The sequence below is a fragment of the Granulicella sp. L46 genome (assembly GCF_009765785.1).
GTDB lineage: Bacteria > Acidobacteriota > Terriglobia > Terriglobales > Acidobacteriaceae > Granulicella.
The window spans coordinates 189,378-211,882 of sequence record NZ_LMUT01000009.1 but is presented as its reverse complement, the minus strand read 5'-3'; the positions used below and the strand labels follow the sequence as shown (position 1 = coordinate 211,882).

The 22,505-nt window shown below is 62.5% G+C and carries 21 protein-coding genes; 3 read left to right on the top strand and 18 right to left on the bottom strand.

Translation table 11 applies throughout. The features are described 5' to 3' along the window. The 11 genes from GSQ80_RS07650 to GSQ80_RS07600 form a co-directional block, all read right to left on the bottom strand. Window positions 1–780, bottom strand: coding sequence for a hypothetical protein (locus GSQ80_RS07650; RefSeq protein WP_158787053.1), 780 nt, complete (start codon window positions 778–780; stop codon window positions 1–3). A 43-nt stretch (window positions 781–823) separates the two neighbouring features. Beyond that, a complete protein-coding gene (locus GSQ80_RS07645) occupies window positions 824–2,188 on the bottom strand; it encodes an anti-sigma factor (RefSeq protein ID WP_158787052.1) in 1,365 nt (454 codons plus the stop codon). Continuing rightward, entirely contained in the window at window positions 2,185–2,799 is a 615-nt protein-coding gene (locus GSQ80_RS07640) for an RNA polymerase sigma factor (protein ID WP_158787051.1), read from the bottom strand. Before GSQ80_RS07640 ends, GSQ80_RS07645 begins: the two co-directional genes overlap by 4 nt. Window positions 2,800–2,936: 137 nt before the next feature. Then, window positions 2,937–3,362 (bottom strand): OsmC family protein, encoded by a 426-nt coding sequence (locus GSQ80_RS07635; protein ID WP_158787050.1) that lies wholly within the window; start codon window positions 3,360–3,362, stop codon window positions 2,937–2,939. A gap of 134 nt (window positions 3,363–3,496) precedes the next feature. Next, a complete protein-coding gene (locus tag GSQ80_RS07630) occupies window positions 3,497–3,922 on the bottom strand; it encodes an OsmC family protein (protein WP_158787049.1) in 426 nt (141 codons plus the stop codon). A 70-nt stretch (window positions 3,923–3,992) separates the two neighbouring features. Further along, complete coding sequence (locus GSQ80_RS07625; RefSeq protein WP_254059509.1) at window positions 3,993–5,432, bottom strand: NCS2 family permease; 1,440 nt, start codon at window positions 5,430–5,432, stop codon at window positions 3,993–3,995. Next, window positions 5,419–6,120, bottom strand: a complete 702-nt coding sequence (locus GSQ80_RS07620; RefSeq protein WP_158787048.1) for a hypothetical protein — start codon at window positions 6,118–6,120, stop codon at window positions 5,419–5,421. Before GSQ80_RS07620 ends, GSQ80_RS07625 begins: the two co-directional genes overlap by 14 nt. Before the next feature lie 27 nt (window positions 6,121–6,147). Continuing rightward, a complete protein-coding gene (locus GSQ80_RS07615; protein WP_158787047.1) occupies window positions 6,148–6,861 on the bottom strand; it encodes a hypothetical protein in 714 nt (237 codons plus the stop codon). A 24-nt stretch (window positions 6,862–6,885) separates the two neighbouring features. Beyond that, entirely contained in the window at window positions 6,886–7,728 is an 843-nt protein-coding gene (locus GSQ80_RS07610) for a hypothetical protein (protein WP_158787046.1), read from the bottom strand. A 30-nt stretch (window positions 7,729–7,758) separates the two neighbouring features. Next, the gene (locus tag GSQ80_RS07605; RefSeq protein WP_158787045.1) at window positions 7,759–8,547 is read right to left on the bottom strand and encodes a hypothetical protein; all 789 of its coding nucleotides are present in this window, start codon (window positions 8,545–8,547) and stop codon (window positions 7,759–7,761) included. A 59-nt stretch (window positions 8,548–8,606) separates the two neighbouring features. Further along, on the bottom strand, window positions 8,607–8,804 hold the full coding sequence (locus GSQ80_RS07600; RefSeq protein WP_158787044.1) for a hypothetical protein: 198 nt from the start codon (window positions 8,802–8,804) through the stop codon (window positions 8,607–8,609). A gap of 218 nt (window positions 8,805–9,022) precedes the next feature. On the opposite strand from GSQ80_RS07600, the gene GSQ80_RS07595 reads away from it, so the two are divergent. Further along, a complete protein-coding gene (locus tag GSQ80_RS07595) occupies window positions 9,023–9,529 on the top strand; it encodes a cupin domain-containing protein (RefSeq protein WP_158787043.1) in 507 nt (168 codons plus the stop codon). 133 nt (window positions 9,530–9,662) lie between these two features. Here the strand turns inward: GSQ80_RS07595 and GSQ80_RS07590 are convergent, their stop codons facing one another. Next, window positions 9,663–10,130, bottom strand: a complete 468-nt coding sequence (locus tag GSQ80_RS07590) for a nucleoside deaminase (RefSeq protein ID WP_158787042.1) — start codon at window positions 10,128–10,130, stop codon at window positions 9,663–9,665. A gap of 123 nt (window positions 10,131–10,253) precedes the next feature. On the opposite strand from GSQ80_RS07590, the gene GSQ80_RS07585 reads away from it, so the two are divergent. Continuing rightward, window positions 10,254–12,218, top strand: a complete 1,965-nt coding sequence (locus GSQ80_RS07585; protein WP_158787041.1) for an alpha-L-arabinofuranosidase C-terminal domain-containing protein — start codon at window positions 10,254–10,256, stop codon at window positions 12,216–12,218. A gap of 156 nt (window positions 12,219–12,374) precedes the next feature. On the opposite strand, the gene GSQ80_RS07580 is transcribed toward GSQ80_RS07585, so the two are convergent. From GSQ80_RS07580 to GSQ80_RS07565, 4 genes are all read right to left on the bottom strand, one after another. After that, a complete protein-coding gene (locus tag GSQ80_RS07580) occupies window positions 12,375–13,835 on the bottom strand; it encodes a bifunctional 2-methylcitrate dehydratase/aconitate hydratase (RefSeq protein ID WP_158787040.1) in 1,461 nt (486 codons plus the stop codon). A 249-nt stretch (window positions 13,836–14,084) separates the two neighbouring features. Further along, the gene (gene prpC / locus GSQ80_RS07575) at window positions 14,085–15,242 is read right to left on the bottom strand and encodes a 2-methylcitrate synthase (protein ID WP_158787039.1); all 1,158 of its coding nucleotides are present in this window, start codon (window positions 15,240–15,242) and stop codon (window positions 14,085–14,087) included. A gap of 129 nt (window positions 15,243–15,371) precedes the next feature. Then, on the bottom strand, window positions 15,372–16,286 hold the full coding sequence (gene prpB / locus GSQ80_RS07570; protein WP_158787038.1) for a methylisocitrate lyase: 915 nt from the start codon (window positions 16,284–16,286) through the stop codon (window positions 15,372–15,374). A 158-nt stretch (window positions 16,287–16,444) separates the two neighbouring features. After that, window positions 16,445–17,923 (bottom strand): metallophosphoesterase, encoded by a 1,479-nt coding sequence (locus GSQ80_RS07565; protein WP_158787037.1) that lies wholly within the window; start codon window positions 17,921–17,923, stop codon window positions 16,445–16,447. A 135-nt stretch (window positions 17,924–18,058) separates the two neighbouring features. On the opposite strand from GSQ80_RS07565, the gene yiaK reads away from it, so the two are divergent. After that, window positions 18,059–19,132: a 3-dehydro-L-gulonate 2-dehydrogenase gene (yiaK, locus tag GSQ80_RS07560; protein ID WP_158787036.1), complete on the top strand. Its 1,074-nt coding sequence runs from the start codon at window positions 18,059–18,061 to the stop codon at window positions 19,130–19,132. Window positions 19,133–19,165: 33 nt separating this feature from the next. Here the strand turns inward: yiaK and GSQ80_RS07555 are convergent, their stop codons facing one another. Beyond that, complete coding sequence (locus tag GSQ80_RS07555; RefSeq protein WP_158787035.1) at window positions 19,166–20,113, bottom strand: hypothetical protein; 948 nt, start codon at window positions 20,111–20,113, stop codon at window positions 19,166–19,168. A 146-nt stretch (window positions 20,114–20,259) separates the two neighbouring features. Continuing rightward, window positions 20,260–22,395 (bottom strand): prolyl oligopeptidase family serine peptidase, encoded by a 2,136-nt coding sequence (locus tag GSQ80_RS07550; protein ID WP_158787034.1) that lies wholly within the window; start codon window positions 22,393–22,395, stop codon window positions 20,260–20,262. Window positions 22,396–22,505 lie beyond the last annotated feature (110 nt).

The window sequence follows — 22,505 nt, the reverse complement described above, 5'->3', positions numbered from 1 at the left end:
TCACTTGGGGTGGGTGAAGTTGTAGACGACGCTGAGGGTGGGTTCGCTGGTGAGGGTGAGTCGTTTGGAGAGGTAGTCGCCGGTGCGGAAATCGGGGTTGTTATAAATCAGGCCGCGGTACTCGGTGCGGAGATCGAGGTGGCGACTGAGGTGAATATCGACGCCTGAACCGAAGACGCCGGTGGGGCGGACCTGCACGGAGAGGCCGGTCAGGGCCATCTGATCTGGAGAGCCAACGACGGAATACTCATTGCCAGGAATGGGAAGGAAGGTAAGGAGACCGGGGCCGACGTCGCCGAAGAGCGAGATGCGCTTGTTTGCGCTGGTGTGTGCGATGTAGGTGACGGAGGTCTCGTACATGTTGGAGTTGATATTGAGTTCGTTCGGGATGCCGTAATAGCCGCTATCGCTTTTATATTGCTCAGAGACGCGGGAGTAGCCGAGGTTGACGGAATAGCCGAGCCAGGGGCTGAACGTTTGGCGGAAGGTGCCTAGCGTCCCGGCGGAGGGTGCGGTGCCTTGCGCGGTAGAGCCATAAAGTTCGCCGGTGCGGTCGATGGTGAGTTGCGAGAAGGCGCCGAGAGAGATGGAAGTTTCGGTGTGAAGCCGGGTGCGGCAAGGAATGGGCTTGTGCGTGGGCAATGGAGTGGGCTGCGTGGAGAGGGCTTTGCAGGGAGTGGCGGGGTGGCCGGTGGTTTGGGCGAGTGCAAGGGCGCAGATGACGGTGGCAGCGAGAGTCAGGGCGATGATGCGAAGCGATTTTTGGGCGCGAGGGGTCATTGGAATCTCGGAGGTGGAGTTGTTGGTGGGGAGCGAGAGGTGGCTACTCTTCGCGGGTTGGGTGGAAGCGATAGGTGAGGCCGATGACGGGCTCGTTGCTGAGGGTGAGGTTGTTGGGAGCGGGGGGGACGATGGAGCCGAAGGTCGAGTAGGCGGATGGGGCTTTATAGAGCAGGAGGCGATATGCGGCGGTCAGAGCCAGGTGCTTGGTAAGCGCGTATTCGGCAGCGATGCCGAGGACTGCGGTAGCACGCACCGCGTTGCCGACAAGAGGGCTGTCCAGGTTGGAGCTCGGCGGGCGGAAGGCGAGAACGCCGGCGCCGGCTTCGGCAGAGGTGGAGATGCGGCGATGGTGTGGGCCCTGCACGACGTATGTTCCGGAGAACTCGTAGACATGTTCATAGACGACATTTCCCAGGGATGAAGGCTGTCCGTCGGATGAAGTTTGGTAGGTGTATTCAAACGTGGGCTCGGAGTGAGCCGCGGTGATGCGATAGCCGAGCCAGGGACGAAATTGCTGGTGGAAAGACGCGAGCGCGCCAACAGCTGGCGTTGTTGACTGCATGTAAGAGGCAGTGACCGCGGAGTCTCCAGTTCCGGTGGTGGAAGTGAAGGATCTGCTGGGAGTGAAGTTGCCGAACGCGGCGAGGGTGATGTCGGTGGTGCGGTCGTAATGAGGGCGAGAGGTGGGATGCGTTCGGTTGAGCGAGGTGGGAGCGGGTGGGGTGGTGGAGGAGAGGGAGGTAGGCTGTTGATTTGTAGCAATGAGGTTTGTTGCGGGCGGAGCTTGTGTCGGGGGTGGGGCGATGACGGACTGCGTCTGAGTGGGGTTTGAAGGAATCGGCGCGGCGGGTTGAGATGTTGGGTTGTTGGGCAATGATCCGCCAGCAACTGATGTCGGCGGTATGACTTGCGTGGTCGGTACAGCATTATTTATCTGTACAGCGGCTATGGAGGGTGTGGCATTCGAGGTGACTGCTGGAATGGTCGGTGGGGTTAGGGTCGCGACGGTGGGATTGCTTGTACGCGGAGAATGATGCGGCGCGAGGATCAAGGCTGCGGTGGCGAGAACAGATCCCGCGAGTGCGGGGAAGGCCCATCGAGGGAACAGTCCGCGCGAGGGAATGCCAGCGGTGGCGACATGGACGGGAAGGGAGTTGCGCAGGGCTTGCCAGTGGCGATCGAGCGCGGCGGGGTCGAGAGGAAGAGGCGCTTCGTGCTTGGGGAAGGCGCGGAGGGTGGAGGCGATGGCGATGGACTCGGATTGGAGCGCTGGGTCACGTTGAAGGACGCGGTGGAGGGCGCGCTCCTGCTGGGGCGAGAGCTCGTGCAGGTGGAAGGCGATGAGGTCGTCCTGATCGATGGCGTGGCCGGCGTCGTTTTCGAGGTCTGGGTGGAAGGGAGTCATTGGGAGTCCTTGGTGCCTCCGGTGGAGGCGAGCGGGGCGGAGGGTGCGGGAGGCTTGGGGGCGAGTTCGCGGCGAAGTTTAGCGACAGCGCGGAAGATGGCTTGCTTGGCGGAGTTTGTGTGGACGCCGAGGGCGTCGGCGATGACCTGAATGGATTGGTCTTCCATGTGGCGAAGGATGAAAGCGGTGCGTTCCATGGGAGTGAGGGTGAGCATGGCTCGCTCGCGACGGCGGAGGGCTTCGTTGTTGAGGAGCGCGGCTTCAGGGGTGAGGCGGGGAGAGACGGCTAGGTTTTCGGTGGATGAACCAGGCTCGATGGATACGGCGTCCCAGCCGAGATCGCGGGAGCGGCGTTCGACGAGATTGAGAGAGCAATTCATTGCGATGCGATAAACCCAGGTGCCGAAGGCCGCCTGCTCGCGGAAGCTCGGCAATTTCTTGTAGGCGAGGAGGAAGGCTTCCTGTGCTGCCTCCTCGGCGTCGACGGCGTTGCCGGTGACGCGGTAGGTCATGCGAAGAACGGTGGGGAGATGACGGTCCATGAGCACGCGAAAGGCGTCTCGATCTCCGGCGAGGATGCGCCGGATCGCGTCTTGCTCCAGATTTCCCATTCGCGAGGTTAGACAAGCGGATGCTGGAACGGTTAGGTTGCGAGGGAAAAAAAGCAGGGGATGGGGATGGGGGATAGAGTGTAGAAAGAGCAAAGCCCGCCTGGCGGCGGGCTTTGTGGTGTGGGTGCGGTGATGGTTTAGGTGAGGGTGGCGTCGAGGGTGATCTCGGCTGATTTGAGGAGGCGTGATACGGGGCAGCCGTCTTTGGCTTTCTTGGCCAGCTCGTCGAAGGTACTCTTCTCGATGCCGGGGATGGTGGCGTGGGTGCTGAGATGGATTTTGGTGATGGTGGGGCCGTCGTCGGTGGTTTCCATGGTGACGGTGGCGGTGGTTTCGATGGTGCTGGGCGGGTGTTCGGCAGAGGTGAGTTGAGAGCTGAGGGCCATGGTGAAGCAGCCGGCGTGGGCGGCGGCGATGAGCTCTTCGGGATTGGAGCCGGCGCCGTCTTCGAAGCGGGTGTGGAAGCTGTACGGGGTGTCGTTGAGGACGTGGCTTTGGGTGGTGAGGGCGCCGGTACCCTTTTTCAAGTCGCCATGCCAAATTGCCGATGCGCTGCGTTCCATCGTGAATCTCCTTGAGGGCGAGCTTGCCGCCTAAAGGTACGATGCTGCGGAACGATGGGAGGTTGGGGCAAAGGCAAAGGCCTGCTGCGTGGCAGGCCTTTGTGTTTTATCCGTGTTGCAGCGAAAGGGTTTGGTTAAAGGAGGGTTGCGTCGAGGGTGATCTCGGCGGCGGCGAGGAGGCGGGAGATGGGGCAGTTGGCCTTGGCGCCGGCGGCCACCTCGTCGAACTTTGCTTTGTCGATGCCGGGGACTTCGGACTTGTTGACGAGGTGGATCTTGGTGACGGTGGGGCCGGTGGGAAGCATCTCGAGGGTGACGGTGGCGTCGGTTGCGACGGAGGTAGCGGTGTGACCGGCCTTGGATAGCTCGTTGGCGAAGGCCATGGTGAAGCAGCCGGCGTGGGCGGCGGCGATGAGCTCTTCGGGGTTGGTGCCGGTGCCTTCTTCGAAGCGGGAATGGAAGCTGTACTGCGCGTTGTTGAGGGTCTTGCTTTGGGTGCTGATGGTGCCCTTGCCGGTCTTGAGGTCGCCGTTCCAGAGGGCGGATGCTTTACGGTCCATGATGTTCTCCTGTCGAGCTGATAGCTGATGATTTGGTGCGGTGGTGTTGGCACCAGCTTCGATTCTAGGCCTAGGAGGCGCGGAGATAGATGAAGCGACCGAGAAAGAGGAGGGCGAGGAGGTAGAGCATCCAGTGCTGGCGGCGGGCACGGCCGGTGGCGATTTCGAGGGCGGCAAAGCTGATGAGGCCGAAGCTTAGGCCGGTGGCGATGGAGTAGGTGAGGGGGATGGTGATGAGGGTGAGGAAGGCCGGAATGGCGATGCGGGGTTCGTTCCAATCGATGGAGGAAGCGCCGCCGAGCATGAGGGCGCCGACGAGGATTAGGGCGGGGGCGGTGGCGAAGTCGGGGATGGCGCCGACGATGGGGGCAACAAAGATCGCGAGGAAGAAGAGGATGCCGGTGGTGATGGCGGTGACGCCGGTGCGGCCGCCGGCGGCGACTCCTGCGGACGACTCGATGTAGCTGGTGACGGTGGAGGTGCCGGCGAGGGCTCCGACTACGGTGGAGGTGGCGTCGGCGAAGAAGATTTTGTCGAGACGAGGGATGGTGTGGTCGGCGGCGATGAGGCCGGCGCGTTCGGTTACGGCTACGAGGGTGCCGATGTTGTCGAAGAGATCGACGAAGAGGAAGACGAAGATGATCTCAAAGGCGTTGAGGTGGAGGGCGCCGCGGATGTCGAGGTGGAAGGCTGTGGCGCGGATTGCTAAAGGATTGAAACTTGATGGTTGGTACTTGACTTGATGGAGGAGGATGCCGAGGGCGAGGGTGCCGAGGACTCCGATGAGCATGGAGGCTTTGATCTTGTAGGCCTGCAGGATGGCGATGAGGACGATGCCGAAGATGGCGAGGAGGACAGCAGGGGAGTGCATGTCGCCGAGGGTAACGACGGTCGCGGCACTGGGAACGATGATGCGGGCGTTGTGGAGGCCGATGAAAGCAATGAAGAGGCCGATGCCTCCAGCTACTGCCGCGTGGAGCTCGTGGGGGATGGCGGCGACTAAGCGCTGGCGGATGCCTCCGATGGTGAGGAGGAGGAAGATGATGCCGGAGATGAAGACGGCGCCGAGGGCTGTTTGCCAGGGGACGCCCATGCCTTTGACGACGGTGTAGGTGAAATAGGCATTGAGGCCCATGCCGGGGGCGAGGGCAAGGGGGTAGTTGGCGAGGGCTCCCATCATGATGCTGCCGAAGGCGGCGCAGAGGCAGGTGCTGGTGGTGACGGCGGCGAGGGGCATGCCGGTTTGCGAGAGGATGGCGGGGTTCACGAAGATGATGTAGGCCATCGTGATGAAGGTGGTGAGGCCGGCTAGGAGCTCGGTGCGCCAGGTGGCCTGGTGCTCGTGGAATTTGAAGTAGGCTTCGAGGCGAGTGCGCAGAGGAAGGCCCTTCGGGTGCGGAGATTTTCGTTGGTGGGAACAGGATACCGCGATGTTGAGCGAGCCACTCATGCCTTCGAGAATCAGCGTGAGGAATGCGGCCGCCGGACGCTGCGAACTACCAGGGATCACCTTCAGCATTCTGCACGGCGGCGAGAGTTGTTTTGCCGCGGAGTATGGCGTTTTCGGCACCGTGGAGTTGTTTGCACGCGTCGCTGTAGGCGAACATGCTGGCCTTGGAGGCGGCCAGGAGGTCGAGGTACTGCTTGAGGTCTGTGCGGTCGGCGTGAGTGAAGTCGGGCTGGGTAGTGTTGCTGTGGGTGAACTTGTAGGCGAACTGAAAGAGGCGGTACGTGTCGTCGTTCATGGCGAGGCGGCTGCGCTCGGCGGTGAGCTCATCACCATCGGCGTCGGAGTAAATTTTGATTTCTTCCTGAGGGAGCAACTCGACGAGGTCGGCGCTCCTGGCTGCTTTCCAGGCCGGGTCGTCGGGGACTGCAAAGTCGGCGAAGTGGATGGGGTCTGGCGGAGGCAAAGGCTTGTTGGTGGTGAGGGCGTCCTGAACCTGGTCGATGCGGTGGTCGAGCCAGTGGCCGATCTGGACGGTGTAGGCGTTGGCACCGCTCGTGTCCTTGACGGCTTTGCGCGCGTCGGCAAGAAGGGAGTCGCGGAGTTCTGTGCGCTCGCGGTGGTGGTGGACAGCTTCTACGGTCTGCTCGAGCGCAACGGCGATGAGGAGGCCGATGACGATGGTGACGATGTGGATGAAGAAGTCGCGCCAGGTGTGGGTGGGAGTGTGGGGTGGGTGGACGTCGAGCATGAGGATATCTCTCCGGAAAATGCGGCTTTAGTGTGCGGGACTGTGGCGTTCTGCGGCTTCAATGTGTTTGAGGTCGCGTTCGCCCCGGAGAATTGCCAAGGCGGCGCCGAGCAGGAAGCCTGAGTTGCTGCGGTCGGCGTTGATAGCCATCTGCAGCCTCATGACGCGGTCTTGAAGAAGAGCGAGGTCAGATGTCGACGGTGCGGAGGGAGCTGTTGTAGAGGTGGGCCCAAGTGGGTGCTGTAACTTGCGCTCGGCGATGACCAACTCTGCGTAATTGCTGCGGATGGCCTGAGAATTTATAGTGCTTTGTTCGACCAGATTATCGATTTCGCCGAAGTCCGCGATCTCTTCCTCGTCGAGCAGGTCGAGTCGGCCACTAGATTTGGCAGCACGATAGAAAGGGTTTTCGCGGTCATCGGCCTTGCCGGGCGGCGGGGGTGGAAATGCGCTGATGGGGCGTCCGGTTTGCATGGAAACGTCGATTGCGTCTTGGATTTGCTTCAGCCATGCAGAGTGTTCATCCGAATCCGCGCTGACGCTGGCGGAATCGTAGGCCAGTTGCTGGAGTTCCTGGCGCAGGGAAGCGCGCAGATGGGTGCGCTCGTGATGGCGGTGGAGAGCTTCGACGGATTGTTCGAGACCTACGGCGATGAGGAGGCCGATGACGATGGTGGCGATGTGGATGAAGAAGTCGCGCCAGGTGTGGGTGGGAGTGTGGGGTGGATGGACGTCGAGCATGGTGCGGCTCCTGGTGAGGATGGGCTAGTGGCCGGTGTCAATGGCGGGAGCGGGCGACGGAGGAGACCCGACTGGTGGAGGGTATTTTTCCAGAAGGGCCTTGGTACCGCCCTGCCAATAGGTGGACTGCGCGTCGTAAATGATTCGGATGTTTTCTTCGTCGGAGGTTGATCCGTGGAGGACGGCCCATTCAATGCCGTAAAGGAAGGCGTTGATGTTGATGCTCTGCCCGCTGATCGCCATGTCGTTGCCTACAGCGTCACGGAGCTGCTGTCGTTCTTCGGGAGTCAGGAGAGAGAGGTCGTACTGCTGATGGTTGACCTGAGTCACAAAGGCCTGCGGGCTGGAGGTATCGGCTATTGCAGGCAGAGCGGCGATGGTCGTCTTCTGGAGCGCGGCGTTGGAGATCTCGAGTTGATCGATGGCCATTTGGACGAGACCGTTGACGCGGACGTAGCGCTGCACATCGGCGCGCGGGAGGAGGTTGAGGGCGTCACTTTGTTGGGCGACCGTCCATACGGCGTAGGCCGGCTTGACGTAGCGAAGAGCTTCCGGGCGGCTAAAGGGCGAGATGGAAATGGGAGCGCGATGCTGCTGGGCAGAGCGTAGCAGCTCGGCATACTGTTCGGCATCGACATTGCGGCGGCGCTTGGAGATTTTAATGTTGCCGAGGGCGATGTGTATGTTGCGCAGGCATTCGTTGTGGAGATCGGCTTCGAGCTGATGGCGCTGATGTTGGTGGTGAAAGAGCTCGACGGTCTGCTCGAGGCCGACAGCGATGAGCAGACCGATGCAGATGGTGGCGATGTGGATGAAGAAGTCGCGCCAGGTGTGGGTGGATTCGTGGGGCGGGTGCACGTCGAGCAAGGTGGTCTCCTGGGAATGAGGTGCAGGTGATCAGGGCTGAGGGGCGGAGTTGCTGACGTCGCGGGCTGAGCTGGCGGCTGCGTTCGCGCCCTCACGGGCGATGGCGCGGATCTGGTAGGGGTACATCTGCTGAAGGGAGTCGACGTTGGCGACTACGGCTTCGAGGGCGCCTTCGAGGACGACGAGGCGGAAGTGGAAGTCGGTAGCGGCTTCGCGGGCGGTGCCGAAGGCGTGGAGGAGGTCGTCGGCCTGGACCTGGGTGAGGCGAATTGGATGGCCGTCGGGAGTGGCGGCGTGGTCCTGAAGACGGGCGGTCGCAAGGAGGGCGGCGGTGTGGCTAATTTCCATCTCGGCCTGACGCTCGAAGTCGGCGGTGAGGTCCAGACGGGCATAGACTTTGGCCTTTTCCGCAGGAAGGAGCGCGACGGTGCCAGCGGCCTGGGCGATGGTCCATGTGCCGCGAGAAGGAGAGACGAGCAGGCCCTGCGATCTGGCAGGAAAGGAGACGTTGTTGATCGGTAGTGTGACGATGAGTTGGCCGTTGGACGGGGTGGCAGCCTGAAGGGCGTGGACGCAGGCGTTGAGGTAGTCACGGCGTTGCGCGGCGAAGCGAATCTGCGCACCGACCAGGTCGAGGTTCTGTTCGGACTCGACGTGCATCTGACGTTCGAGATCCTCGCGCTGGTGGTGGTGATGGAGGGCTTCGACGCATTGCTCGAGGCCGATGGCGATAAGCAGGCCGATGCAGATGGTGGCGATGTGGACGAAGAAATCGCGCCAGGTGTGAGCTGCGTGGTGGGGAGGGTGGACATCGAGCATTGCGAAGACACCTGCGTTGCTGGGAGTGAGCTACAGGGCCCGAATTAGGGGGGAAGCGGTTAGAGCGGAGGATCGGTGTTGGATGGAGGTGTAGTGGTGTCGTCGAGTGACTTGCGTGCCTGGGCGTCGGCGGCTTGTTGTTTGCGCGCGCGGCTACGACGCAGGAAGAGATCAACTATCTGCTGCAGGCCGAAGGCGATGATTAAGCCGATGCAGATGGTGATGAGGTGGAGGTACATGTGATCGGATCCAAGCATGGAGGTGTGCGGTCATGGTATCGCAGATTTGCGAGGGCGCGGATTATGGATTGGAGGGGTCGAGGGGATGGTTGCAGGGTGGATGGACGTCGAGCATGGCAAGGTCCTTTGCGGCGTTGGGAGTCGCGGACGCAGGTGAAGCGAGGGGCCCGATGGTTGAGTTGAAAATGAGTGTATCGCGGGCGGTGCGGGGTTGGGGCATAGCTTAGGATGAAGCGATGACTGCTGATGAAGTGAAGAAGATTCTGGGGTTGGTGAAGCATCCGCGTGAGGGTGGTTGGTACGTGCGGACTTGGGAGTCAGAGGAGTTGGTCGCGGCTTCGTGCTTCGAGGATGGGCGGTATGACGGTGCGCGGCGGACATCGACCGCGATCTATTATCTGCTCGAGCCGGAAACGTTCAGCGAGATGCATGTGCTGAAGAGTGACGAGATCTTTCATCACTACATGGGCGGTGCGGTGGAGATGCTGCAGCTTTTTGAGGATGGAAGCTCTTCGCGGGTGGTGATTGGGGAGGATCTGGAGGCCGGGGAGCGGCCGCAGTGTGTGGTGCGAACAGGGGTGTGGCAGGGGTCTCGGTTGTTAAAGGCTGAGGGGTGGGCGCTGCTGGGGTGCACGGTGAGTCCGGGGTTTGAGTTTGTGGACTACGGGGATGCTAGCGCGGAGGAGTTGGTGGCGAAGTGGCCGGGTGAGGCGGAGATGATTCGGGCGCTTACGAATCGGTGAGGGGAGAACGGGCGCTCGCTGCGCGAGAAGCAGATTCCTCGCTGCTCGGAATGGCAGCCAGAAAGGCAAAAGCAACAGCAGATTCCCGGAGGGAATGACAGAAAGAAAAGCAAGAGCAAAGGCAGAGGCGGTGCTAGTCGACGCCTATGTCTTCGTTCCAGACGGTGGGGTTGGCGGCGATGTAGTCGCGCATCATGGCGATGCAGGTGGGGTCGGCTAGATCGATGATGTGGATGCCGAGGTCGCGGAGCCAGAGTTCGCCGCCGGAGAAGTTGACGCTCTCGCCGATGACTACGGTTTGAAAACCGAACTGGCGGATGAGACCGGAGCAGTACCAGCAAGGTGCAAGCGTGGTGACCATGATGAGGTCGCGGTAGGAGCGCTGGCGGCCGGCGTTGCGGAAGGCGTCGGTTTCGCCGTGAATGCTGGGGTCGGATTGCTGGATGCGGCGGTTGTGGCCGCGGCTTACGAGGGTGCCGTCGGTACGGAAGATGGCGGCGCCGATGGGGAGACCGCCTTCGGCGAGGCCGGTGCGGGCTTCTTCGAGGGCTATGCGGAGCATGGCAGGATAGTCGGGGGAGTTGGATTCCGGCGAAGGCATGGCCTGCTCAGGATACAGGGGTCGCGGCGCAGAGTTTGGTGGTCTTGACGCCAAGTAAACGCTTTCTGAGATAGAATTTCGGCGTTGGTAATTACATCTTTTGATCGTGAGCGAACTCCAGTTATGCGTTTTCCTATTTGCATTACCTCTCGTCGTGTTGTCAGGGTGCTGTTTGCTGCCGGTCTGAGTGCCGGCTGGGTTACGGCTAGTGCGCAGAGCCACCATGTTGCTCCAGTACAGCCAGTGGCGCACCTGGAGGTGGACACCAGCGTGATCGCCAAACCGGCCAGCCAGGGGCTGTATGGGCTGATGACCGAGGAGATCAATCATTCGTACCAGGGGGGCCTGTACGCGGAGCTGCTCAGCAACAGTACGTTCCGCGGCAACTGGATGGGCGTGGATAACTGGACCGAGGTGGTGAGAGGCGATGCGGCCTTGACGGCGGCGATGGACCGGCAGGATGGGCCGAGCGCTGCGCTGCATAGCGGCCTGGTGCTGAAGGTGACGGCGGCTTCGGTGGGCAATGAGGCAGGGTTGAGCAACTCCGGCTACTGGGGAATTCCTGTGCGGGCGAACACCACGTATAAGGGCTCGTTCTACGCGAAGGTGGACGGCGATGTGGGGCCGGTGACGGCGCGACTGATCAACAACCAGACAGGCGCGGTGGCGGCGACAACCCATGTGGACCTGGGCGGCAGCGGTTGGACGCGCTATGAGTTCACGCTCAAGACGGGCGAGGTGAAGACGTCGGCGAACAATAATTTGGAGCTGACGGTGGCGCGTCCGGGGACGCTGCATCTGCAGTTGGTGAGCTTGTTTCCGCCGACGTATGAGAATCAGCCGAATGGGAATCGGACGGATTTGATCGAGAAGATGGCGGCCATGCATCCGAACTTCATCCGGCTGCCGGGCGGGAACTATCTTGAGGGCGACACGCTGAAGGATTGGTACAACTGGAAGGAAACGATTGGGCCGCTGGTGGATCGGCCGGGGCATATGGCGCCGTGGACGTACTGGTCGACGGATGGATTTGGGTTGATGGAGTTCTTGAAGTGGACTGAGGAGCTGCATGTAGAGCCGATTTTGGCGGTGTATGCGGGTTACGCGCTGCGCGGGGAGCATGTGAAGCCGGGGAAAGACCTGGAGCCGTATGTGCAGAGTGCGCTGGATGAGGTCGAGTATGTGACGGGCGACGCTTCGACAAAGTGGGGTGCGGAGCGGGCGAAGAACGGGCATGCTGCGCCGTTCCCCTTGCACTACATCGAGATTGGTAATGAAGACTGGTTCGATAAGAGCGGAAGCTACGACGAGCGGTATGCGCAGTTTGCGGAAGCACTGCGGAAGAAGTATCCGCAGTACAAGCTGATTGCGACGGCGCCGGTGAAGGTGAAGGCTGGCAATGAGCCGGATTTGATTGATGACCACTATTACAAGTCGCCGGCGGACATGTTTGCCTTGGTGCATCATTATGACGATGCGCCGCGAACTGGTCCGAAGGTGTTTGTGGGTGAGTGGGCGACGCGGTCGGGATCGCCGACTCCTAATTTTGGAGATGCGCTGGGGGATGCGGCGTTCATGACGTCGATGGAACGGAACAGCGACATCATCAAGATTGCGAGCTACGCGCCGCTTTTGGTGAATGTGAATCCCGGGGCGATGCAGTGGCCGACGGATTTGATTGGCTATGACGCTCTCACGAGCTATGGGTCACCGAGCTATTATGCGCAGTGCATGTTTGGCGGGCATATTGGCGACGAGCAACCGCAGAACTCGATTACGGGTGTGGATCCGAATGCGCGGTTCTTTTACTCCGTGACGGTGTCGTCGGATACGCATGTGCTGCATTTGAAGCTTGTGAATGCGACGACGTTGGATCAGCCACTGGAGATTGCGTTGAAGGGTTTGGGTGCTGGGGCGCATGAGGCGAAGCTGATTTCGCTCCATGGGGCTACGTTCCAGGCGACGAATACGATTGCGGACCCGATGGCGATTCATCCGGTGGATGGCGTGCTGCGGTTTGCCGGAGCGGTGGTGAAGCATACCGTTCCGGCTTACACGATTGAGGTCTTGGATGTGCCGGTCAAATAAAGCGGGTGGAGGCAGCGTGCGATCCCAGGTCCGAGAATCCGGACCTGGGGCACCCTTTTTCGCGGCGGTGCGAGCGGAAGGCCAATGCGGGGGTCTCTCCACTTCGGCTGCGCCTTCGGTCGAGATGACAGAGTGGGGCGAAGTGCGGAGAGTGCGTTAAACGACGTAGAGGCTGACGTATTGGTCCACGGGGGTGGCTTCGAGGCTTTCCTGGTTGAGGGAGGCTTCGAGGATTCGGTCGCGGACTTCGGGGGAGAAGCGGCGGTCGAGGTTGGTCTTGAATTTTTCGAGGAGGAGGGGGATGCCGTCGGTGCGGCGGAGGCGGTGGCCGATGGGGTATTCGACTACGATCTCCGGGAGGAAGGTGCCGTCGGTTAGTTCGACGGCGAGGGCGTTGGCGATAGAGCGCTTGGTAGGGTCGTGGTAGTCGGCGGTGAACTGTGGGTCTTCGACGCAGTGGATGGTGGCGCGGAGGTGGTCGATGCGTGGGCCCCAGATGGGATCGAGGGCGATGGCGTCGTCGTAGTCTTCGGCGGTGAGGCGGCCGAAGATGAGCGGGACAGCGACCATGTACTGGATGCAGTGGTCGCGATCGGCGGGGTTGGAGAGCGGGCCTTGCTTGTCGATGATGCGGATGCAGGCTTCGTGGGTTCGGATGGTGACGCGCGCGATGTCGGCGGCGGTGAGATTGCGGTCGGCGAGTTCGCGGTGGAGGGTGACGGCGGCTTCGACGGCGGTCTGCGAATGGAACTCTGCGGGGAAGCTGATTTTGAAGAGGACGTTTTCCATCACGTAGGAGCCGTAGGGCCGTTGGAATTTGAAGGTTTGGCCGCGGAAGCTGACGTCGTAGAAGCCCCAGGTTTTGGCGCTGAGGACGGAGGGGTAGCCCATCTCGCCGGTCTGGGCGATGAGAGCGAGGCGGACGGCGCGGGAGGTGGCGTCGCCGGCGGCCCAGGATTTGCGAGAGCCGGTGTTGGGTGCGTGACGATAGGTGCGGAGGGACTGGCCGTCGACGAAGGCTAGCGAGACGGCGTTGAGGGTCTGGTCGCGGGTGAGGCCTAGCATCTGGCTCACGACGGCTGTCGACGCGACTTTTACGAGGAGGACGTGGTCGAGGCCTACCTTGTTGAAGGAGTTTTCGAGCGCGATGCAGCCCTGGATCTCGTGGGCCTTGATCATGGCGGTGAGGACGTCGCGGATGGTGAGCTTCGTGCCGTTGCCCTCGGAATTCAGAGCGAGCCAGTCGGCGACGGCCAAGATGGCGCCGAGGTTGTCGGAGGGGTGGCCCCACTCGGCGGCTAGCCAGGTGTCGTTGTAGTCGAGCCAGCGGATCATGGTGCCGATGTTGAAGGCGGCTTGTACGGGGTCGAGACGATAGCTGGTGCCGGGGACGCGCGCGCCGTGGTGCATGGTGAGGCCGGGGACGAGCGGGCCGAGGAGCTTGGTGCAGGCAGGGAAGTCGAGGGCTTGGAGGCCGCAGCCTAGGGTGTCGAGGAGGCAGTAGCGGGCGGTCTCGTAGGCTAACGGGGATTCGATTTTGTAGTTGAGGGCGTAGTCGACGATGTCGATTAGGGGCTGGTCGAAGGGCGGGCGGACGTTGCTGATGGGTGCGGACATGATGGAGCTTCTAGCCTCTAGCTTTTAGCTTCTAGCTAAGAGCGGGTGAATAGGACGTTGGGGCGATGGACGGTTGGTCGGTGGCATGGACGGGAAGCAGGTTCCTCGCTGCGCTCGGAACGACAGCCAGAAAGGCAAAGGCAAAAGCAAATACAGGGGTCCTTCGCTGCGCTCAGGATGACGACGAAAAACAGACAACGACAAAATCAAAAGCAAACTGAAAAGCAAAGGCACAGGCAAGAAAAAGTGCTAGCTGCGTTTGGCGAGAGGCACAAAGGGAACGTCTTCGGGGCCGGTGTAGTTGGCGCTGGGGCGGATGATTTTCCCGTCGGCGCGTTGCTCCATTACGTGGGCGGACCAGCCGCTGGTGCGGGCTATGGCGAAGATGGGCGTGAACATCGCCGTGGGGATTCCCATGGTGCGGTAGGCGGAGGCCGAGAACCAATCGAGGTTGGGAAACATTTTTTTGGCTTCTTGCATGACGGCTTCCAGGCGGTCGGCAATGTTGTAGATGCTGAGGTCGCCAGCGGTTTCGGCCAAGCTGTAGGCGACCTTTTTGATGACGGCGTTGCGCGGGTCGCTGATGGTGTAGACGGGGTGGCCGAAGCCGATGATGACTTCCTTGTTGTCGATGCGCTTGCGGATGTCGGCCTCGGCTTCGTCGGGTGAGGCGTAGCGCTGCTGGATTTCGAGGGCGACTTCGTTGGCTCCGCCGTGCTTGGGACCTTTGAGCGCGCCGATGGCTCCGGCGATGCAGGAGTGGAGGTCGGAGCCGGTGCCGGCAATGACGCGGGCGGTGAAGGTGGAGGCGTTGAACTCGTGCTCGGCGTAGAGGATGAGCGAGACGTGCATGGCCTTGATCCACTCGGGCGAGGCGGGACGGCCGTGGAGGAGATGGAGGAAGTGTCCGCCGATGCTGTCGTCGTTGGTTTCTACAACGATGCGATGGCCGGAGTGCGAGAAGTGGTACCAGTAGAGGAGGATGGAGCCGAGCGAGGCCATGAGGCGGTCGGCGATGTAGAGGGCGGAGTGGTTGGTGTGGGGCTCGGGTTCGGGCTCGACGGTGGCGAGCATGGAGACGCCGACGCGGAGGACGTCCATGGGATGCGCGGTGGGGGGGACTTGCTCGAGCGCGACCTTGACGGGTTGCGGGAGGCCGCGGAGGCTGGTGAGGCGCTGCTTGTAGTGGGCTAGCTCGTGAGTGGTGGGGAGGTGGCCGTAGAGGAGGAGGTGGGCTACTTCTTCGAACTCGCAGTTGGCGGCGAGGTCGAGGATGTCGTAGCCGCGGTAGTGGAGGTCGTTGCCGTTGCGGCCGACGGTGCAGAGGGCGGTGTTGCCGGCGGGGACGCCGGAGAGGGCTACGGATTTCTTTGGCTTGAAGGTGTAGGGGGTGGTTTCAGTGGTCATCGTTACCTGCGGGACAGAGGAGTGGTTGAAGGTGCGAGCCGTAGTGGCTATGTGAGCGGGGTGGCGGGTCCTTCGACTGCGTGAGCCGCAAGTGCGCGTCTCACTCCGCTCAGGACGACAGGGTATCGGCTAGGTTTTGTCCTTCGCGAAGAGTTCGTCTAGTTTTTGTTCGTAGGCGTGGTAGCCGAGGTAGTCGTATAGGTCGGCGCGGGTTTGCATGGTGTTGACTACTTGTTGTTGGGTGCCGTCGGTGCGGATGTGCTGGTAGACGTTGAGGGCGGCGGCATTCATGGCGCGGAAGGCGGAGAGGGGATAGAGAGCGAGCGAGACGTCGGCGCTGCGGAGTTCGTCGAGGGTGAAGAGCGGGGTGGCGCCGAACTCGGTGATGTTGGCAAGGATGGGAACGTTGGTGCGCTGGGCGAAGGCGCGGTATTGGGGGAGTTCGGTGACGGCTTCGGGGAAGACCATGTCGGCACCGGCTTCTACACAGGCGGCGGCGCGGTCGAGTGCGGCGTTGAGGCCTTCGGAGGCTAGCGCGTCAGTGCGGGCCATGATGACGAAGGCGGGGTCGGTGCGTGCGTCGACGGCGGCCTTGATGCGGTCGACCATTTCGGCGGTGAGGACGATTTGTTTGTTGGGGCGATGGCCGCAGCGCTTGGCCTGGACCTGGTCTTCGATGTGGCAGCCGGCGGCACCGGCCTTGATGAGGGAGCGGACGGAGCGGGATAGGTTGAAGGCGCCGCCGAAGCCGGTGTCGATGTCGACGAGGAGGGGCAGGGAGCAGACGTCGGTGATGCGGCGAACGTCGGTGAGGACGTCGTCGATGGTGGAGATGCCGAGATCTGGAATGCCGAGAGAGCCGGCGGCGACGCCACCGCCCGAGAGGTAGATGGCGCGATAGCCGACGCGTTCGGCCATGCGGGCGTGGTAGGCATTGATGGCACCGACGATCTGGAGAGGGTGCTCGGCGGTGATGGCCGCGCGAAGCTTACTTCCGGGCGTGATCGTTCCTCCGGCAGAGGTGGAGGGAGGGGTCTTGCTCATGCTTGGCGATACCTCGTGGAAAAAGAACCAAGGTGACAGAGTAGAGTCACGGTTGACTGTGATCGCTATCCCCTTCGGACTTTCATCGTCCGGCTACGCGAGACCGAAAGTCAAATGGGGCGGATAGCTTGCGCGTTTACCGATGTGTGGTGAGCGGGCTAGGGCGCGGGGGGCGGCGAAGCGGGGCAGGCGCAGGTGCGGAAGCTTGCGGCGTCGGCGTGGGTGATGGCGCAGGCGTAGGCGGGCCAGACGATCTGCATGGCGGCGGCGTTCATTGCGGCCTTGATGGTCTTTGCTGCGCCGGTGTCGCCGACGTAGAAGAATTGCTGGTAACTGTGGCTGCCGTCGGTGGTGCCGGACTTGTCGTCAACGAAAGAGGTTGTGAGTTTCTCGAGGGAGGCGCCGGAGAGGTTGGGTAGATGGTAGGTGGTGGAGAAGCGGTATTCTTCGCCCCAGTTGGTGTCGATGCCGGTTTGATTGCTGGCGCTGTAGACGGTGTAGTCCTTGAGGGTTGCGGTGGCGGGGTCGATCTCAGCGAGGGTGAAGGCGGGATTGTTGCCGTTAACTGGTGTGATGGAGGGGACGAGCTTGACGGGAACGGTGCCGGCGGGAGTTGTGTAGGCGCGCATCTCGTCCATGTGGGTGTGGCCGAAGAGGGCGAGGCGGATGACGTCGGGGAAGTCGGCGAGAGTGTTGGCGAGGTCGTCGGAGGCGAGAAACATTACGGGGGCCTGGCCGGCACAGACATCGCGATGGTTGACGAAGGTGGAGTAGGCGTCGATGCCGGGCGGGATGTGGGCCATGACCCAGGCGTGCTGGTGGGCGGCGCGGGCGGCGGTGAGTTGGGCGCGGAGCCACGCGACCTGCTCGGTGGCGGCGTCGTTGCTGGGGGTTCCACCGCACTTGGCGTAGCGTCTCGATTCGAAGATGTCGTGGACGACGATGAGACGCGTGTCGCGGATGGGTGGGGGGAGGGTGACGGTGTAGTCGCCTAGATGCGGGAACTCGTGGAGGATGGCGGAGCGGTTGGCAGGTGAGAGGACGTCGGCGGAAAAGCTGGCGGCGGCGGCGTGAAGGAAGTCGCTGTCGGAGTCTTCACCATAGTCGTTGCAGCCGGAGTCGTTATTGCCGAGGGCGAAGTAGATAGGGCTTTGGGGAAAGGTTTCGCGGAGTTGGAGAGCGATGAAGGCGACGGTTTTGGAGGCGAAGGCGGAGTACTCGGCGTCGGTGGCGTGATGGGCGAGCGTGTGGAAGCGGCAATCAAACTGGTGGACGACGAGGTCGCCGGAGATGGTGACGAGGGTCGGGTGCGGCTGTTGCTTTCGAGCGGCGTGGAGGCTGGATTGGAGCAGCGCAGGGGGCGTATCGATGCCCTTGGCGCCACAGGTTTCCTGGAGATGAGCGAAGTCCGCTGCCTGGGTGGGCGACGCCGGGCCGTAGAGAATGGCGGCCCAGCCGGTTGCGGGTGCGGCGCGGAGGGCGGCGAATTTGGCGGGATCGTGGAAGGGATCGAGGTGGATATCCGAGAGCAGGAGGGCGGGCACGGTGGGCGCGGCTTGAGAGGGAGACTGGGCGTGCGTGTGGAGAGGGGCAATCGAGAGCAAAGTAAGGAGCGGCAGGAGGTGAAAGGACTTCACGGAAAGTGACCTCGGGGTACCGGTTGTGGACTGAAGCGGAGGCGGTTTGTGGACGAAGAGCGACGCGTGCTGCTGAGAGTGTATCGCCGATGTGTAGACTGGATGGCACATACGACATGGGGAGCAAGGGAACCTATGAGACGCATAGCGTTCGCAGAGCTGCAGGCACGAATCGAGCTCGTACTGCTGGCGTTGGGCGTAGCGCCCGCGCGGGCGGCGCTGGGTGCGCGGCTGACGGCCGAGACGGATCGTGACGGAGTGCGGACGCATGGTGTGGCGCGCCTGCCACGGTTTGCGCAGCATGTGCGCAGCGGGTTGATTGATCCACGCGCGGGACCGGAAAAGGTAGCCGGGTTCGGAGCGATCGAGCGCTGGACGGGACGGCGCGGGCCAGGAAACCTGGCGGCTTATGGGGCCATGCAACGTGCCATGGAACTGGCGCGGGAGCATGGGCTAGGTTGTGTGGCGCTGGCGGATACGTCCCACTGGATGCGTGCAGGGACGTATGGATGGCAGGCGGCGGATGCGGGATTTGCGGCCTTGTGCTGGACGAATACGCTGCCGAATCTGCCGCCGTGGGGCGCGAGCACGGTGGCGTTGGGGAATAATCCGATGGTGGTGGCGATTCCTCGACGCGTGATTTCGAGTGGGGGTGGTGAGGGCAAGTCTGCGCCGATTGTGCTGGACATGGCGATGTCGCAGTTTTCGTACGGGACGCTGGCGGCGTATCGCGAGCGAGGAGATACGCTGCCTGTGCCGGGCGGCTACGATGAGCGGGGTCAGCTTACGAACGATCCCGGGGTGATCGAAGCAACGCACAGGGCGCTGCCGATTGGTTATTGGAAGGGGTCGGGCTTATCGTTTGTACTGGATGTGCTGGCGGCGATGCTGACAGGTGGGATGGCGACGCATGATTTCTCTACAGATCCGGCGAAGGAAGTAGGGCAGTCGCAGGTGTTTCTTGCGATCGCGCCGGCGTCAGTTGAGACGATTGAGGAGTTGAGCCGGTTTGCGCAGGGGCAAAGCATCGCGCAGAAGGCGATTGATGCGTTGCACGCGGCGACGCCGATCCAGGCAGAGAAGCCGGTTCGTTATCCCGGCGAGGGTGCGCTTCGTTGTCGCGAGGAGAGCATGGCGTTGGGGGTCGTGGTCGAGGATGCTGCGTGGGACGCGTTTGTGAAGCTGGAGCTCGAGCTGTCCCACGTGTAGCGTGCGTGTGGGACAGCGAACCGAGCGAACGTACTACATGTTGGTGTGGCCGCCGCGCATGTCTTCGTTGAACGTGGGCTTGATGAAGGCGAGCGCCTCTGCTACCTGGGTGCGGTAGGTGTCTTCTTCGTTGCGGAGAGTGTCGGTGGCTGTCGACCAGTTGCCGGTTCCGTCGAGCAGGACAAGGCCGTCCTTGACGAGGGCGGCGGCAGTGGTCTTGAGGTCGGCGACCGTGGTGTTGAGGTACTGGGCGTCGCGAGGGTCGGTGATCCAGATCGGTTCGCCGGCGCCGAGGACGTGGCTTAGCCAGAAAGTTTTGGCTGCGAGGTAGGCGCGGCGCTGGGTCTCGGTGGTGTCGTTGAAGATGAACACCTGCTGCTTCATGGAGTAGTATCGGGTGGTGACGGGGACGGGCTGGCGATTGCCGGACTGAACGAGCTCCAGCTGGCCCTGGTCGAGGGTCTTGCGGACTGCGTTGTAGATGAAGCTTTCGGCGAAGGGCTGCTCGAGCGCGGGGATGACGGTGGCGAAGGTCTGGGTCATGGAGGCAGAGACCTTGGCATGGAGCTGGCTGCCGCGGCCGTCCTCGAGGCGAATTTCTCCGTGGACGATGAAGGTGTCGGCGCCGGAGGTGGAGCTGTGGAAGGGCCACGCAAATTTGCCGAAGCTGAGAGGCAGGCCATGGAGGGTGAGATAGACGTCGGGGCGCGAATTACGAAGGCGGTGGGCGGCCTCGCGGAAGTAGACGGCCAGGGCGGCAGCGAACTTGGGATCGGCGGCGTCAAAGGTCTGGCTGAGTTCGAGGAGCTGCTGGCGCGCGGGGTCGGCGGCGAGGGCGGCGTTGCCGGCCAGGGTGACTATGGCGCGCGTGGTGGGGGCGCCGGTGAAGTCGATGCCAGGTTCGGCAGCGGTGAGGTTCAGGCCGGCATTCTGGGCGGCTGCTTCGAGCGCTGGGGAGGGTGCTTGGATGGCTGTGCTCATGGGGTTCTTTCAGTTCTGGAGGTGGGAAGGAGCGAGCGTCCCTTGGTGGGAATGGCGTCACTTCCTTGCGACTTCTATTTTACCCTGTTCGGCTTGGCGCAATAGGCCATTTACCTTGATTGGCCGAGGTTTCCAGCTTGCGAGGCCTAGGGCTTGAGCGTGCGGACGAAGAAGGCGGCGGCCGCCTGATAGGCGGCTAACCAGTCCTTGTGGAGCAGGAAGCCGTGGAGTTCGTCGGGGAAGATGAGTTCCTCGACGGGAATCCCTTTCGCGCGCAGGGCTTCGGCGAGGATGGGGGTCTGGGCGTAGGCGACGTCGGGGTCGTTGTCACCGTGGATAAAGAGGACGGGCGAACGCCAGAGAGCGAGGGAAGCGATGGGGCTGCTGGATCTGGCTTTGGCCGTGATGGCGTCCTGCTCGGCGAAGGAGCCTTGTTTCCAGTCGGAGGCGTTGTCTTCGAGGTTCCAGTCGTGGACGCCGTGGAAGTCGACGCCGGCGGCGAACAGGTCGGAGTTACGCGCGAGGGCGAGGGCGGTGAGGTAGCCGCCGTAGCTGCCGCCCCATATGCCGATGCGTTTGGGGTCGACGCCGGGGAGGGAACGCAGATATTTTGCTGCGGCGAGAACGTCGTTGTACTCGGTGCCACCGTCCGCGCCTGCGTTCTTGCACTCGCGGAAGTCAAGGCCATAGCCGATGCCGCAGCGGTAGTTGACCGAGAGCACGATGAAGCCCTGGGCGGTAAGGTATTGATTCATCGCGTAGGCGTTGGAGTAGTAGTCCATGCCGGGGTAGCCGAGGAGCATCTGGCGATTGGGCCCGCCATGGAAGAAGAGGATCGCGGGCCGCGTGGTGTTCGCCGGGGCGGGGGTGTTGGGAACGAAGAGCTGGCCGTGGAGGTGGAGGCCGTCGAGGGTGGTGAAGAGGACCTGGCGGGGAGTTACAAGGGTTGCTGGATAGTCGGCGGGAACGAAGTTGGGGCGTACGTGCGTGATCGTGCCATCGTCGGCGATGAAGGCGGGATGCATGGGCAGATGGGTGTCGGAGACGAGGGCAGCGATCATGCCGTTGGCGGCGACTTGTGGGCGAGCCTCGATGCCGTCGCCGTGGGTGAGCTCGACAGGGGCGCCGAGACGAGTGAGATCGATGCGCCAGAGGTGGCGGCGGTCCTGGTCTGTAGAGTGCGCGTCGGCGGATGCTTGGTTGGAGCTATAGACGAGGTAGTGGCGGTCATTGCTGAGAGTTGCGTCTTCGACTTCAAAGGAGCCGGGGGTGAGCCACTCGACGGATGGGTTGCCCTCGGTATGGATCTGGTAGAGGTGGACCCAGCCGTCGGCCTCACTGTAGAACTGGACGGCGGTGTTGGTGGCGAAGAAGAGGCGCGCGGCTGCGTCGGCGAGGTGGGGAAGGACACTACCGGGCTTGTTGGGTGGAGGCGAGAAGAGCGTGCGCGTGGTGCCGGTGGCGAGGTCGGCTAACTGGATGGACCAGGGATTGGGCGAGGTGCGTGCGGGGGCGAACTCACGGGTCGGAACGAAGGGGGAGCGCAGCCAGGCGAGCTGGTTGCCATCGGGTGAGAAAGCGGGAGCCGAGTCGTTGCTGGTGGAGGGATCGGGGAAGCTGAGAGTGTGGGCTTCGAGGTCGTAGAGGGCGAGGAAACTGTGCGAGGGCTGGTTGGCTTCGCTGCGATGGCTGATGAAGGCGAGCAGGTGGCCGTCGGGGGAGAGGGTGAGCTGTGAGGCTGAGCCGCGGTCGAAGATGAGTTGATGCGCTGCCGAGGGATTGGTGGGGTCGGCGGTCCAGATTTGACCTTCGTGGACGAAGAGAAGGCTGTGGCCGTCGGGCGTGAAGAGCGGCGCGTGGCCCTCGCCAATGAGAATCGGCTGGGCGCCGGGGGCGAGTGGTTGGACGATGATTTGGACGGGCGTGGGGCGCTGGAGGTGGGCGGGGTTGGCGGGCTTGCCGTTGGCTCCGGACTCCGCGCCATAGGTGTAGGCGATGGCGGAAGCGTCGGGTGCCCAGGCCAGTTGCGCGATCTCCTGCGCATCGTCCTGGGTGTTGTGGGTGAGTTGGCGGGCAGGTTGGTCGGGGCCCGTAACCCAGAGATTGTGGCGGCCCTCGGCGTCCTCGACCCAGGCGAAGAGATTGCCTTGCGGAGCGGCAGTGAGGGAAGTGGCGTAGGGCGCGCTGAGAACCTGTTGCAGCGTAAAGGGTTTCGCTTCGGACGAATGCGTTGCAGGTGCAGCAGCAAGAGAAGCGATCAAAAGTGAGGCTGCGAAACTCATTCGCCGAGAATATCGCGTTGCCGAGGGTCCTGCGGTGATTTGATGCAGGGAGTAACTAGATGGAGAAGAGTCTATGCATCCTATACAAGAGCGCTATGTCGCATAGTCTA